We start from the raw sequence: 12909 nt of genomic DNA, 5'->3' as shown, positions 1-12909 counted from the left end.
AGCTACGGGTATCACGTAAGTGATGCGGTAGAGGAGCGTTCTGTAAGCCTGTGAAGGTGAGTTGAGAAGCTTGCTGGAGGTATCAGAAGTGCGAATGCTGACATGAGTAACGACAATGGGTGTGAAAAACACCCACGCCGAAAGACCAAGGTTTCCTGCGCAACGTTAATCGACGCAGGGTTAGTCGGTCCCTAAGGCGAGGCTGAAAAGCGTAGTCGATGGAAAACAGGTTAATATTCCTGTACTTCTGGTTATTGCGATGGAGGGACGGAGAAGGCTAGGCCAGCTTGGCGTTGGTTGTCCAAGTTTAAGGTGGTAGGCTGAGATCTTAGGTAAATCCGGGATCTTAAGGCCGAGAGCTGATGACGAGTTACCCTTTGGGTGACGAAGTGGTTGATGCCATGCTTCCAAGAAAAGCTTCTAAGCTTCAGGTAACCAGGAACCGTACCCCAAACCGACACAGGTGGTTGGGTAGAGAATACCAAGGCGCTTGAGAGAACTCGGGTGAAGGAACTAGGCAAAATGGCACCGTAACTTCGGGAGAAGGTGCGCCGGTGAGGGTGAAGCACTTGCTGCGTAAGCCCACGCCGGTCGAAGATACCAGGCCGCTGCGACTGTTTATTAAAAACACAGCACTCTGCAAACACGAAAGTGGACGTATAGGGTGTGACGCCTGCCCGGTGCCGGAAGGTTAATTGATGGGGTTAGCTAACGCGAAGCTCTTGATCGAAGCCCCGGTAAACGGCGGCCGTAACTATAACGGTCCTAAGGTAGCGAAATTCCTTGTCGGGTAAGTTCCGACCTGCACGAATGGCGTAACGATGGCGGCGCTGTCTCCACCCGAGACTCAGTGAAATTGAAATCGCTGTGAAGATGCAGTGTATCCGCGGCTAGACGGAAAGACCCCGTGAACCTTTACTATAGCTTTGCACTGGACTTTGAATTTGCTTGTGTAGGATAGGTGGGAGGCTTTGAAGCGTGGACGCCAGTCTGCGTGGAGCCATCCTTGAAATACCACCCTGGCAACTTTGAGGTTCTAACTCAGGTCCGTTATCCGGATCGAGGACAGTGTATGGTGGGTAGTTTGACTGGGGCGGTCTCCTCCTAAAGAGTAACGGAGGAGTACGAAGGTGCGCTCAGACCGGTCGGAAATCGGTCGTAGAGTATAAAGGCAAAAGCGCGCTTGACTGCGAGACAGACACGTCGAGCAGGTACGAAAGTAGGTCTTAGTGATCCGGTGGTTCTGTATGGAAGGGCCATCGCTCAACGGATAAAAGGTACTCCGGGGATAACAGGCTGATACCGCCCAAGAGTTCATATCGACGGCGGTGTTTGGCACCTCGATGTCGGCTCATCACATCCTGGGGCTGAAGCCGGTCCCAAGGGTATGGCTGTTCGCCATTTAAAGTGGTACGCGAGCTGGGTTTAGAACGTCGTGAGACAGTTCGGTCCCTATCTGCCGTGGACGTTTGAGATTTGAGAGGGGCTGCTCCTAGTACGAGAGGACCGGAGTGGACGAACCTCTGGTGTTCCGGTTGTCACGCCAGTGGCATTGCCGGGTAGCTATGTTCGGAAAAGATAACCGCTGAAAGCATCTAAGCGGGAAACTTGCCTCAAGATGAGATCTCACTGGGACCTTGAGTCCCCTGAAGGGCCGTCGAAGACTACGACGTTGATAGGCAGGGTGTGTAAGCGCTGTGAGGCGTTGAGCTAACCTGTACTAATTGCCCGTGAGGCTTGACCATATAACACCCAAGCAATCTGTAGACTTGAAAGAGGCCAGATTGCGGTGTGTGAAGACGAAATGAACCGAAAGTTCGAGTCAAAACCCACAAACTATCGCATACCCATTCGCTGGAACGTGACCGCAAGGCACGCGCTGGCTACCGAATTTCTTGACGACCATAGAGCATTGGAACCACCTGATCCCATCCCGAACTCAGAAGTGAAACGATGCATCGCCGATGGTAGTGTGGGGTTTCCCCATGTGAGAGTAGGTCATCGTCAAGATTAAATTCCGAAACCCCTATCTGCTGACGCAGGTAGGGGTTTTGTTTTTGCGCTAAAAAAGATGACCTGAGGGACATCCTCTTCGACACCATCAATCAAGCCCCAGGTACCGGGCAGCTCAGGTCTCCTTCCTCGCAGTTGAGGTACGTCTTGAATGCCTCCACTCGCGCCTTCGTCAGGGCTGTAATGCAATCATTCTGAATCATCGGATAAACGCTCCCCCCTTTGACACCAGAAGCAGAAAAGCTGCATTCAGCGTCACGGAAGTCAATCCAGGCTCGCTGTGCCTTGACCAGCAATTGCTTGGCCTCGGCATTGTCTTTCAAACGCGCTGTGATCTGTTTGTACAGACTGTTCAGTTCCTTGTCGGCAGCCTTGGTCTCTTGGGCTGCACACTGGTTCATGTCGCCTTGGGTTGTGGCGTTGGTACAAACGTCAGCCTGGACAGCGCCAATGAACAGCAGCGGAATCAGGGGCAGCAACAAGCGGGTGCACATCATCAATCTCTCCATGAGGGGTAAAAACTGCTGGAGGAGTGTAGCCAAACAAGGCGTTGATACAACTTTACGGTTGGCCTTGTGGTCTTACAGGCCTAATGTTGAACACAGGAGGTGACGACCCATGCATCTATCTGATCGTATCGAAAGAAAGATCTTGCTGAAGGCGCCGCGTTCGCAGGTCTGGCGAGCCCTGGCCAATGCTGAAGCCTTCGGCCAATGGTTTGGCGTGGATCTCGCGGGCAAGCGGTTTGTTGCCGGTGAGCGCACCCAAGGGCAGATTACCTATCCGGGTTATGAGCATCTTGTTTGGGATGTCCTGGTGGAGCGTGTCGAACCCGAGCGAGTGTTCTCGTTTCGCTGGCATCCTTACGCTGTGGAGCCGCAGACCGACTATTCCCAAGAGTCCGAGACGCGTGTGCGATTCGAACTTGAAGACATGGGCGGTGGCACCCTTCTGAAGGTAGTAGAGTCAGGATTCAATGACATTCCCGAGGCGCGTCGACTAAAGGCTTTCCGAATGGACAGTCGTGGTTGGGATGAACAGATGGCCAATATTGAAGAATATCTGAATAAGCCATGATCAATCCCAAGGACCAAACGCCGGTTACCTGACCGGGCTAAGGGTTTCCGGAAGGGGTGGTATGGCGAATGTCTTACACGGCTTGGTAGCTATGTCCTCTGTTTCACTTTGGATCCGACGCGTAATCTAGCCTCATCCACTGAAGCACAGGAAGTGCTCAGGATCAGGGACGATCGACCTTGCAAGGATGGCTACCGACAGGGAGTCGTAATGGTCTTGGAAAAACCCGCTTCGGCGGGTTTTTTTTCGCCTGTAGGAAAGTAGCAGTGGCGCATAGCGAAACGCTTACGTTGCGACGCTGCTTTCTCGTCTTTTTCTGCCTATTGATCCCCTCTAATCTACATCCATCCACTGAGTACAGGGAGTGCTTGGGGTCATGGATGATGGGACCCGGCATGGAGTGCCTGACAGGAAGTCAATCTGGTCCTTGAAAAACCCGCCTAGGCGGGTTTTTTTTCGTCCCAAGAATAGCCCCATCATGCCAGGCGCCGTCCCATGGTGCGGTCAGCGCCGTCAGCAGCGAGAGCCTGGCCACCGGGAGTGCGATCCGCGCCGTCTGCTGCCACTGACTGCGAAGACTCAAGCGACTGGGTAAAGAATCGATCCTGTTGCTGGCTTGGCAATGCGAAAGCGCTGGCGCTCAGGACAAGGCTGGTAACGGCGATCAAGGAATTGAAAGTTTTCATGGCAATGACTCCGGTCGTATCAAAGGGTTGAGTGCCGGGTCGTTCAGATGTCGAAATCTGCTGAACCCGTTGCAGCCCGGACGGTTGTCTTGCTGCATGGGTTCAGAGTAGGGGGGAGGTGGCTAGGGTCGTTAGACGGATACTGCCCTTGGTTTGCCTGATCCTCTTTGTGTGCAGAATCAGGCGCTGCTCGCTTGCAACGCCTGGGCGCGAAGACGAGCGACGTCCTTGCTCGGTGAGGCGCCGAACAGACGGCTGTATTCACGGCTGAACTGCGAGGGGCTCTCGTAGCCCATCTTGTAGCCGATTGACGAAACATCGCTGTTCTCCGCCAGCAGCAGTCGTCGGGCTTCCTGCAGACGCAACTGTTTCTGGTATTGCAGCGGGCTCATGGCGGTCACGGCCTTGAAGCGATGATGCAGCGCCGAAGGGCTGAGATTGATCATCTGCGCCAGGCTATCGATGCTCAGTGGTTCGGCGTAATGGGTGTTGAGCCACTCGATGGCGCGGCTGATGCGGTGGGTCTGGGTGTCAGGAATAGCGATTTCGTGCAGGCGTCTGCCCTGGGCGCCCCGCAACAGTCGATAGAAAATCTCTTTCTGGGCCAGCGGCGCGAGGGTGGCAATGTCGTCCGGGCTGTCGAGCAGTCGCAGCAAACGCAGCATTGCGTCGAGCAGCGGCTCGTCGATGCGGTCCAGGAACAATCCGCGATCGGCTCTTTCGCTCGGTACGCCAATTGGGCTGGCATCGGCGATCAACTGGCAGATCTGTGCCGGGTCGATGTCCAGGCGTATGCACAGGTACGGTTGCTCGGGGCTGGCCTCGATCACCTGGCCGGCCAGCGGCAGCGTCACCGAGACCACCAGATAATTGAGCGGGTCGTAAACGTAGCGCTCGTCAGACAGGGTGACTTCCTTGCGCCCCTGGACAATCACGCACAGGCCGGGCTTGTGCACAACGTGCAAGGCCTCGGTAGGTTGGTCGCTGCGGATCAGGTGCAAGGCCTCGATGGCCGTTGCGTGGACACCGTATTCCGGTGCGAAGCGCTTCATCAGGTTCGCCAGCTCGGCGCGACGCTGATCTACGCCGTTAATGGGTGTGATGGTGATGGATGTGGATACCGACATGCCGATCAATCTCCCTGACCAATTTAATGGATCGCGCTAGTAAAGCTGATTGCAGCCGTAACGACCAGAGGCGTTATCGTTACAGGATCGTGCAAATGCGCAGGAGAATCCGGCTAACCGAAGCGCCTGACTCCCTCCTAATCTGGACCTGTCAAAACGCTCCCACCGGGAGCCAACGCATCCAGACGAGGAAACCATCATGTCCGATATTCAAAACAAAGTAGTGGTCATCACTGGCGCCAGCAGCGGGATTGGTGAGGCGGCAGCACGATTGTTGGCGGCCCGCGGGGCTTGCGTGGTGCTTGGCGCCCGGCGCGTGGAGCGCTTGCAAGCGCTGGTGGAGGAACTTGAAGCCGCCGGCCACCGCGCTGCCTGCAAAGCCGTGGACGTGACCCGTCGCGACGACGTCCAGAGCCTGATCGATTTCGCCGTCGAGAAATTCGGCCGGCTCGACGTGATCATCAATAACGCCGGCGTCATGCCGCTCTCCAAGCTTGAAGCGCTGAAGGTCGAGGAATGGGACCGCATGATCGACGTCAACATCCGTGGCGTGCTCCACGGCATCGCCGCCGGGCTGCCGTTGATGCAGCGCCAGCGCAGCGGACAGTTCATCAACATCGCCTCCATCGGTGCGTACACCGTCAGCCCGACTGCCGCTGTGTACTGCGCGACCAAGTTTGCCGTACGGGCAATTTCCGAAGGTCTGCGCCAGGAGGTGGGTGGGGATGTCCGCGTGACGGTGATTTCCCCTGGCGTGACCGAATCGGAACTGGCCGAAAGCATTTCCGACGAAGGCGGACGGGCCGAGATGCGCGAGTTCCGCAGGATTGCCATTCCCGCCGAGGCCATCGCTCGGGCAATTGCCTATGCGATCGAGCAACCGGCGGACGTGGACGTCAGCGAACTGGTGGTGCGGCCGACGGCCAGCCCTTTCTAAAACCTGACGACCGACAGGAGACGTCCCATGAGAAAGGCATTTGGAGTTCAGGACAAATTTGTCGGCCTGTGGGTGACGGCCGATGGCGTGATTCGCCATCGGTTGCTTCCGGGCGGGCGCTACGACGAAGCACGTGGCACTCGCGAGAGTGCCTACGAGGGCGACTATTGGCTGCAGGACGACCATATCGAATACCACGACGATACGGGTTTCACCGCCGACGGTGATTTTCGCGATGGCGTGCTGTATCACGCCGGAATGGTCCTGTATCGCCGGAAAGAGTAGGTCATCCAGCCAGGCACCGGATTGCTGTGCCTGGCTGAACCTGCCGCTACGCTGATTCCAAGCGTGCCGCAGCCCGCTGGGTGATCTGCGAGCGCACGCGGAACGATTCCGCCGAACGCCGGTTGGCCTCTTCGAGCACCAGCGTCGGCGCGGTGTCCGGGGAACCTGCGGCGAACGGCGGAGCCGGTGCGTATTCAAGCTGCAGTTGGACCAGCTCGGCGGTGTCCTGGTCGAACAGCTCGGCCGCCAGGGTCAAGGCAAAATCGATTCCCGCGGTGATGCCGCCACCGGTAAGCAGGTTGCCGTCGCGGACCACACGGTCCTTGACCGGCGTCGCCCCCAGCGGCTGCAACAAACTGTGGAAGGCCCAGTGGGTGGTGGCGCGCTTGCCGCGCAACAATCCCGCCGCGCCGAGTACCAGCGCACCGGTGCACACCGAGGTGATGTATTTGGCATGAGTGGCCTGGCGCTTGATGAAGGCCAGGGTCTGCTCGTCTTCCATCAACGGACCGACGCCGCTACCACCGGGGACACAAATGACGTCGAGCTTCGGACAGTCCTCGAAGGTGGTGGTTGGCAGCAGGACCAAGCCCGTGCTGGAGGTAACCGGCGCCAGGTCTTTCCAGATCAGATGCACTTTCACATCTGGCAGCGAAGCCAGCACGTCAAAAGGCCCGGTGAGGTCCAACTGCTGAACCTGGGGGAATAACAGAAAACCGATCTGCAACGTCATGTCGCTTGCTCCTTTGGATGATTGCCCGAGGGGGTGGACGGTTTGACTTTAGACTCGTAGGATCTGGCGTATTCGCCAATAAGCCCTCGAATCACGCCAATATGCCAAACACAGCAAAAACCGTTCATGTGCTGGCCTTCGCCAACGTACAAGTGCTGGATGTCACCGGGCCTCTGCAGGTCTTCGCCTCGGCCAATGATCTGGCCCGCGGGCAAGGCTTGCCGGGGCCGTATGCGCCGACTGTCATTGCTGCGGTTGGCGGGGCGGTGATGTCGTCGGCGGGGTTGGCGCTGATGGCCGAACCACTGCCCAGCGAGGGCAGTGACACCTTGTTGATTGCCGGCGGTTGGGGCGTGTATGAAGCCGCGAAAGATCCTGCACTGGTGGCCTGGGTCAAGGACCAGGGAGCGCGTTCGCGAAGGGTCGCATCGGTGTGTACCGGGGCGTTTCTGCTGGCGGCCAGTGGCTGGCTGGACGGACGCCGGGTGGCGACCCATTGGACCCGTTGTGAACAACTTGCCCGGCAACATCCAGAACTGCAGGTCGAACCCAATCCGATTTTCATCAAGGATGGTTCGGTTTGGACCTCGGCTGGCGTCACGGCCGGCATCGACCTGGCGTTGGCGCTGGTCGAAGAGGACCTTGGCCGGGCGATGGCGCTGGAGGTTGCGCGGCATCTGGTGGTGTTCCTCAAGCGCCCCGGGGGACAGTCGCAGTTCAGCGCTACCTTGGCGTTACAGGAGCAGGGTGGTCGCTTCGATAAACTGCACGCCTGGATCGCCGAAAACCTCACCCGCGACCTGGGCTTGTCGAGCCTGGCCGCCGAGGCCGGTATGAGCGAGCGCAGTTTTGTCCGTCATTACCGCGCCGAGACCGGCCAGACCCCGGCCCGCGCGGTGGAACTGATCCGCGTGGAAACTGCCCGGCGCCTGCTTTGCGACAGTGCGGTGCCGATCAAGCGCGTCGCCCTGCAATGCGGCTTCGGCAGCGAAGAAACGTTGCGTCGCAGCTTTCTGCGGGGCATGGGCGTGACGCCCCAGGCGTATCGCGAGCGGTTTGCGCTCAGCCCTCAAGCAAATCCAGCAATGCCTTGAGCGTGGCTTCAGGTGCTTCCTGAGGAATGTTATGGCCGACGCCGGCCAGCACGCGGCGCTCGTAGCGTCCGGTGAAATGCACGGCATCTTCGTCGTGCTCGGGCGCAGGTCCCACGCCGTCATCGGCACCGCACAGGGAAATGCTCGGCACGCTGATGGCCGGTTGCGCCGCCAACTGTTCCTCCATCCATTCAAGCGTCGGATCTCCCGGCGCGTACATGAAGCGATGGCGATAGGAATGAATCACCACCTCGACAAAATCCGGGTTATCAAACGAAGGCGCGCTCAGCGGATACAGCTCCGCACCGCGCGCCCAGGTCGGCGACCACAGGCGCCAGAGCAATTGGCACAGCTCGCGTCGGTTCTGCTTCAGGCCTTCGACGCCTCGGTCGGTGTGGAAGTAATACTGATACCACAAGCGGTATTCGGTTTCCGGGTCCAGTGGCTGGGTCGATCGAGGAATATTCTGCAGGTTGTAGCCATCGCCGGTGACCAGGCAGCGAACGCGCTCAGGCCACAATGCGGCGACAATGCACGCGGCGCGGCCACCCCAGTCATAACCGCACAGCGCTGCCTGGGGAATGTCGAGTGTGTGCATCAGGTCCAGCAGGTCCTGGGCCAGTGCCGCTTGCTGGCCGGAGCGGGCAATCGCGGGATTGTTGAACCGGGTCGGGCCGTAGCCGCGCAGGTACGGCACGATGACTCGATAACCGCGTTGGGCCAAGGGCGGCGCAACCTCGTCAAAGGCGCGCGGGGCGTAGGGAAAACCGTGCAGCAGGATAATCGGCTCGCCGCTGGCGGGGCCGTGTTCTTCATAGGCGATGCGCAGCAGCGGCGTTACCGCGAAATTGATCTTGGGCGCAGATGTCATGTCGGTCTCCGGCTTCACTCGGTTGGGGTCAGGCGGGTTCCTGGTTCACATATTTGGCCCGGTCTGGCGTGAATGTCACGATCATGCTCGTACTGGAACAGGTCAGGGTACGTTCCTCGGCCAGGTCAATGTCCAGGTCTTCGCCGCGCAGGCCCTGCCATTGGGCCAGATACTTGAGGCAACCGAACTTCGCGGTCTTCTTCAGGCTGCGGCTGACTCCGCCTTTCCAGCCCAACACCGGCAACTCTCCGGCCAGGCAGCGTTGCGCCAGTTCAGGGAACCTCTGCGCCCGGTCGCGGCCGACTTCCCAGCATTTGATCAAGCCCTTGTCCGGGCCGGCCCAGAGTTCTTCGCGGGTCAGCCCGGTTCGGGGTTCGGTGGTGATGGGACGTTGGATATGCGTCATGGTCGGGTCCTTGAGTCGGGTTCTTATCGGGCAGCTCCGCTGCACCCGTGAGTGCGTCGATATTAGGAGAGGGGGACGGGGCTGGCAACCGGAAGTGGGGCGTGACCATCAAATCGGTACAGCTTTGGTGGCGAGGGGATTTATCCCCGCTGGGCTGCGCAGCAGCCCCAAGTCTGCATCTCGGTGTACCAGGCTAAACGCGTAAACTTCTCGAGGGGCTGCTGCGCAGCCCAGCGGGGATAAATCCCCTCGCCACAAGGGTGATGTGGTCCTACAAAAAATTTGGCGAATCAGAATTTTCCGACGAGTCGTGGCGGTTGGTGGTTCGGAAGCGGTGGGGATAGGCTTTGGTCGTCGCTGCAAAATCAGCGACCGGGCTTGGTCACCTGTTAAATGTCAGGCGCACTTTGCGCAACTGAGCATCTAGGCGTTTTTGTCGGTATGCTTTGCGGCGGGCTGTGCGCGGGGCACTCTTGAGTGCGCCGGGTGCCTGACTTCCCGGTTGACCAACCTGCGTATAGCCCACCACCCTCGTTTGGTCACGAGGTGGGGTGAGCTCAAAATCAAGTCAGGAGTTTCACAATGGTCAAGATCACCCCCAATCCCCCAGAAAAAGCCGAAAACCTGTCCGGCCATACCAAGCCCGACACCCAGGACGGCCAGATATTTTCCGTCGTTGCGGACATCAACACCGAATCCATACTGACCACCCTCAGCGAAACCCTGGCCTCGGCCAACGCCATGGCCAGCGATCTGGCGTTCGATCTGGAAGGCTCCCGCCGGCATGTGGCGCTGGGGCTTCAGCAGTTGATCGAGTTGGGAATACTGCTCGCCAATAGAGCGCTGGATAACATCCAACTGGCGCAGCCACCGCGTTAGCCGGAACACCGCAGGCCCCCTGTGGCGAGGGAGCTTGCTCCCGCTCGGCTGCGCAGCAGTCGTCGCTTTTCAATCCGGAATTTTTGGGGTCGCTGCGCAACCCAGCGGGAGCAAGCTCCCTCGCCACCGGGGGATAATCCAAATCCCCCTCACGGCTGCCAATGATTTTTCTCCCCGCTCAACTTGCGGTCCAGGAAACTTGCCGCGCTGATCAGCGCCAGATGGCTCAAGGCCTGGGGCAGGTTGCCCAGGTGATAACCATGGCTGTCGAATTCCTCGGCATACAGCCCCAGCGGATTGGCGTAGCGCAGCAGCTGTTCGAATTCCAGTTGGGCTTTTTCCACGCGGCCGGCGCGGGCCAGGCATTCGACGTACCAGAACGAGCAGGCGACGAATGAACCTTCGGTGCCGCTGAGGCCGTCGATGGAGCCGTCGTCGGTGCGGTAGCGATAGACCATGCCGTCGCGCACCAGATCTTTCTCGATGGCGTCCAGCGTCGACAACCAACGCGGGTCGCGGGCACTGACGAAGCGCACCAGCGGCATCAACAGCATCGAGCCGTCAAGGGCGGTGCTGCCCAGGCGCTGGACGAAATGCTGGTGTTCGTCGTTCCAGAAATTCGTCCAGATGTCTTCATAGATGGCCTGGCGGGTCTCGTCCCAACGGGCGAACGGTGCGGGCAGCGAACGTTTGCTCGCCAGGCGGATGGCCCGGTCCACCGCCACCCAGCACATCAGCCGCGAATGCAGGAAATGTTGCTCCTCGCCGCGCATTTCCCAGATGCCGACGTCCTTGTCCCGCCAGATTTCGCACACCTGGTCGACCACATCGACCGTGTGTTTCCAGCCTTGGTGGGAGATGGCTTCGCCGTATTTGTTGACCAGGTACACCGCATCCATCAACTCGCCGAAGATGTCCAATTGCACCTGCTGGTAGGCGAGGTTGCCGATGCGCACCGGTCGCGCGTTGCCGTAGCCGCTCAGGTGAGTCAGCTCGGTTTCCGGGAGCTCGAGCCGGCCGTCCAGGCCGTAAAGAATGTTGAGCTTGGTCGGTTGTTCGCGGCAGTCGCTGACCCGGCCGCGCAGCCAGCGCATATAGGCGTTGGCTTCGTCGACAAAGCCCAGGCGCATGAACGCGTAGACGGTGAACGAGGCGTCGCGGATCCAGGTGTAGCGGTAATCCCAGTTGCGTTCGCCGCCGCGTGTTTCCGGCAGGCCGAAGGTGGCGGCGGCGAGGATCGCGCCCTGTTTGCGCGAGGTCAGCAGCTTCAGCGCCAACGCCGAGCGGTTGACCATTTCCCGCCAGCGACCACGGTAGTTGGATTGGCCGATCCAGCCGCGCCAGAACGCCAGGGTTCGTTCCAGGCACAGGGCACTGGTGTCGTCCATCAGGCGCGGGTCGTCGATGCCCCCCAGGAGAAATTCGGCGGTCTGGCCTTGGCCCAGGGTGAACTCGGCCACCGCCGCCTGGCCATCCAGGGTCATGGGCTGGTCGGCGCACAGGCGCAGGCTCGGTTGCTGCGGGGCCTCGAAGATGACGTGGTCGCCGTCCTGGCGCGCGGTAGTCGCGGCGCGTGAATAATCATGGCGCACCGCGCAGCGCATGCGAAACGTCGCGCTGCCGACCGTCATGCGCACCCGGCGCAGCAAGACCGGCAGATCATCCTCGCTGTCGCCAATGGGCAGCAGATCGGTGATCTCCACCACCACGCCATCGCTCAGCCAGCGGGTCTGCAGGACATTGGTGTCGGGCAGGTAGATTTGCTGGCGACGGGCATCCGGCAAATCCGGAGCAAGCTGGAAGATGCCCGCTTCAGGGGTGTCGAGCAGCGAGCAGAAGATCGACGGGCTGTCGAATTCCGGCCAGCAGAAAAAATCCACGCTGCCCCGATCGTTGACCAGCGCCGCTGTGCGCATGTCACCGATGATGCCGTGGTTCTCGATCGGGCTCTGCGGTTCGTCATGATCAGCCATTGCCGCGGAACCCCGGATAGAGGCTCATCCCGCCATCGATGAACAGCGTGGTGCCCACCACATAATCGGACAGGTCCGACGCCAGCCAGACCACCGCGTTGGCGACATCCTCCACATTGCCGACCCGGCCGTAGGGGATCAGCTGCAACAGCTGCTGTTCCTTGTCGCCCTCCATGGCTTCACGGTTGATGGCCGTGCGGATGGCGCCGGGAGCGATGCTGTTGATGCGGATGCGCTGGTGACTGGTTTCCTGGGCCAGGGTCTGCATGAGCTGATCAATGCCGCCCTTGGACGCCGCATAGTTGACGTGGCCGGCCCAGGGGATGCGCTGGTGCACCGAACTCATGTGGATGATCTTGCCGGCGGCCCGCGACACACCCTGGCGAATGCCCTGGCGGTTGAAAATGCGCAAGGCCGCGCGGGCGCAAAGGAACTGGCCGGTGAGATTGACGCCGATGACGGTGTTCCAGTCGTCCAGGCTCATGTCGACGGCGGCGGCATCTTTTTGCAGGCCGGAGTTGGCGACCAGGATGTCCAGCGTGCCGAACGCGTCCACGGTCTGGGCGAATAGCCGCTCGACGTCCTGTTCCTTCGACACATCGGCACCAATGGCGATGGCTCGGCCACCGCTGTCGTTGATCTCGCAGGCCAGGTCTTCGGCCGGGCCTGCGCTGGAATGGTAATTGAGCACCACGGCGGCACCGGCCGCCGCCAGCGCCCGGGCCGCACCTGCGCCAATGCCGGAGCTGGCGCCGGTGACCAGGGCAACTTGTCGGGCAAGAGAAATCTGCATGGGATAGCACCTTGAACTGAGGGCCTTACTTGCTG

13 protein-coding genes and 2 rRNA genes (1 of these 15 cut by a window edge) are annotated in these 12909 nt (G+C 59.8%); 7 read left to right on the top strand and 8 right to left on the bottom strand.

Annotation, left to right across the window (positions count from 1 at the left end; translation table 11 throughout):
• Both PSH78_RS18140 and rrf read left to right on the top strand, forming a co-directional pair.
• Nucleotides 1-1745, top strand: a 23S ribosomal RNA gene (locus tag PSH78_RS18140); it begins 1147 nt to the left of the window's first position.
• 149 nt (nt 1746-1894) lie between these two features.
• Nucleotides 1895-2010: ribosomal RNA gene (rrf, locus tag PSH78_RS18135) — 5S ribosomal RNA — on the top strand.
• 95 nt (nt 2011-2105) lie between these two features.
• On the opposite strand, the gene PSH78_RS18130 is transcribed toward rrf, so the two are convergent.
• Nucleotides 2106-2507 (bottom strand): lysozyme inhibitor LprI family protein, encoded by a 402-nt coding sequence (locus tag PSH78_RS18130; protein WP_305501315.1) that lies wholly within the window; start codon nt 2505-2507, stop codon nt 2106-2108.
• Between the two features lie 124 nt (nt 2508-2631).
• On the opposite strand from PSH78_RS18130, the gene PSH78_RS18125 reads away from it, so the two are divergent.
• A complete protein-coding gene (locus PSH78_RS18125) occupies nt 2632-3090 on the top strand; it encodes an SRPBCC family protein (protein ID WP_305495961.1) in 459 nt (152 codons plus the stop codon).
• Between the two features lie 476 nt (nt 3091-3566).
• On the opposite strand, the gene PSH78_RS18120 is transcribed toward PSH78_RS18125, so the two are convergent.
• Nucleotides 3567-3776, bottom strand: coding sequence for a hypothetical protein (locus PSH78_RS18120; RefSeq protein ID WP_305495959.1), 210 nt, complete (start codon nt 3774-3776; stop codon nt 3567-3569).
• A gap of 179 nt (nt 3777-3955) precedes the next feature.
• Nucleotides 3956-4903 (bottom strand): AraC family transcriptional regulator, encoded by a 948-nt coding sequence (locus PSH78_RS18115; RefSeq protein WP_305495957.1) that lies wholly within the window; start codon nt 4901-4903, stop codon nt 3956-3958.
• A 199-nt stretch (nt 4904-5102) separates the two neighbouring features.
• Between PSH78_RS18115 and PSH78_RS18110 the strand changes: the two genes are divergently transcribed.
• Both PSH78_RS18110 and PSH78_RS18105 read left to right on the top strand, forming a co-directional pair.
• Nucleotides 5103-5840, top strand: coding sequence for an SDR family oxidoreductase (locus PSH78_RS18110; protein ID WP_305495956.1), 738 nt, complete (start codon nt 5103-5105; stop codon nt 5838-5840).
• Between the two features lie 27 nt (nt 5841-5867).
• Entirely contained in the window at nt 5868-6125 is a 258-nt protein-coding gene (locus PSH78_RS18105) for an Atu4866 domain-containing protein (protein WP_305495954.1), read from the top strand.
• A 46-nt stretch (nt 6126-6171) separates the two neighbouring features.
• Here the strand turns inward: PSH78_RS18105 and inhA are convergent, their stop codons facing one another.
• Entirely contained in the window at nt 6172-6858 is a 687-nt protein-coding gene (gene inhA, locus PSH78_RS18100; protein WP_305495952.1) for an isonitrile hydratase, read from the bottom strand.
• 101 nt (nt 6859-6959) lie between these two features.
• Between inhA and PSH78_RS18095 the strand changes: the two genes are divergently transcribed.
• The gene (locus PSH78_RS18095) at nt 6960-7952 is read left to right on the top strand and encodes a GlxA family transcriptional regulator (protein ID WP_305495950.1); all 993 of its coding nucleotides are present in this window, start codon (nt 6960-6962) and stop codon (nt 7950-7952) included.
• On the opposite strand, the gene PSH78_RS18090 is transcribed toward PSH78_RS18095, so the two are convergent.
• Nucleotides 7921-8823: an alpha/beta fold hydrolase gene (locus PSH78_RS18090; RefSeq protein ID WP_305495948.1), complete on the bottom strand. Its 903-nt coding sequence runs from the start codon at nt 8821-8823 to the stop codon at nt 7921-7923. The genes PSH78_RS18095 and PSH78_RS18090 overlap by 32 nt on opposite strands.
• A gap of 28 nt (nt 8824-8851) precedes the next feature.
• The gene (locus PSH78_RS18085; RefSeq protein ID WP_305495946.1) at nt 8852-9229 is read right to left on the bottom strand and encodes a hypothetical protein; all 378 of its coding nucleotides are present in this window, start codon (nt 9227-9229) and stop codon (nt 8852-8854) included.
• 582 nt (nt 9230-9811) lie between these two features.
• On the opposite strand from PSH78_RS18085, the gene PSH78_RS18080 reads away from it, so the two are divergent.
• Nucleotides 9812-10108, top strand: a complete 297-nt coding sequence (locus tag PSH78_RS18080; RefSeq protein ID WP_305495944.1) for a DUF6124 family protein — start codon at nt 9812-9814, stop codon at nt 10106-10108.
• Between the two features lie 149 nt (nt 10109-10257).
• Here PSH78_RS18080 and PSH78_RS18075 read toward each other — a convergent pair whose 3' ends face one another.
• Both PSH78_RS18075 and PSH78_RS18070 read right to left on the bottom strand, forming a co-directional pair.
• On the bottom strand, nt 10258-12081 hold the full coding sequence (locus PSH78_RS18075) for a glycoside hydrolase family 15 protein (RefSeq protein ID WP_305495942.1): 1824 nt from the start codon (nt 12079-12081) through the stop codon (nt 10258-10260).
• Complete coding sequence (locus PSH78_RS18070) at nt 12074-12874, bottom strand: SDR family oxidoreductase (RefSeq protein ID WP_305495940.1); 801 nt, start codon at nt 12872-12874, stop codon at nt 12074-12076. The genes PSH78_RS18075 and PSH78_RS18070 overlap by 8 nt, the downstream gene beginning before the upstream one ends.
• Nucleotides 12875-12909: the final 35 nt, after the last annotated feature.

Source organism: Pseudomonas sp. FP198 (genome assembly GCF_030687895.1).
In the GTDB taxonomy this organism is placed as follows: Bacteria; Pseudomonadota; Gammaproteobacteria; order Pseudomonadales; family Pseudomonadaceae; genus Aquipseudomonas.
This window is presented reverse-complemented; position numbering and strand designations above follow the sequence as displayed.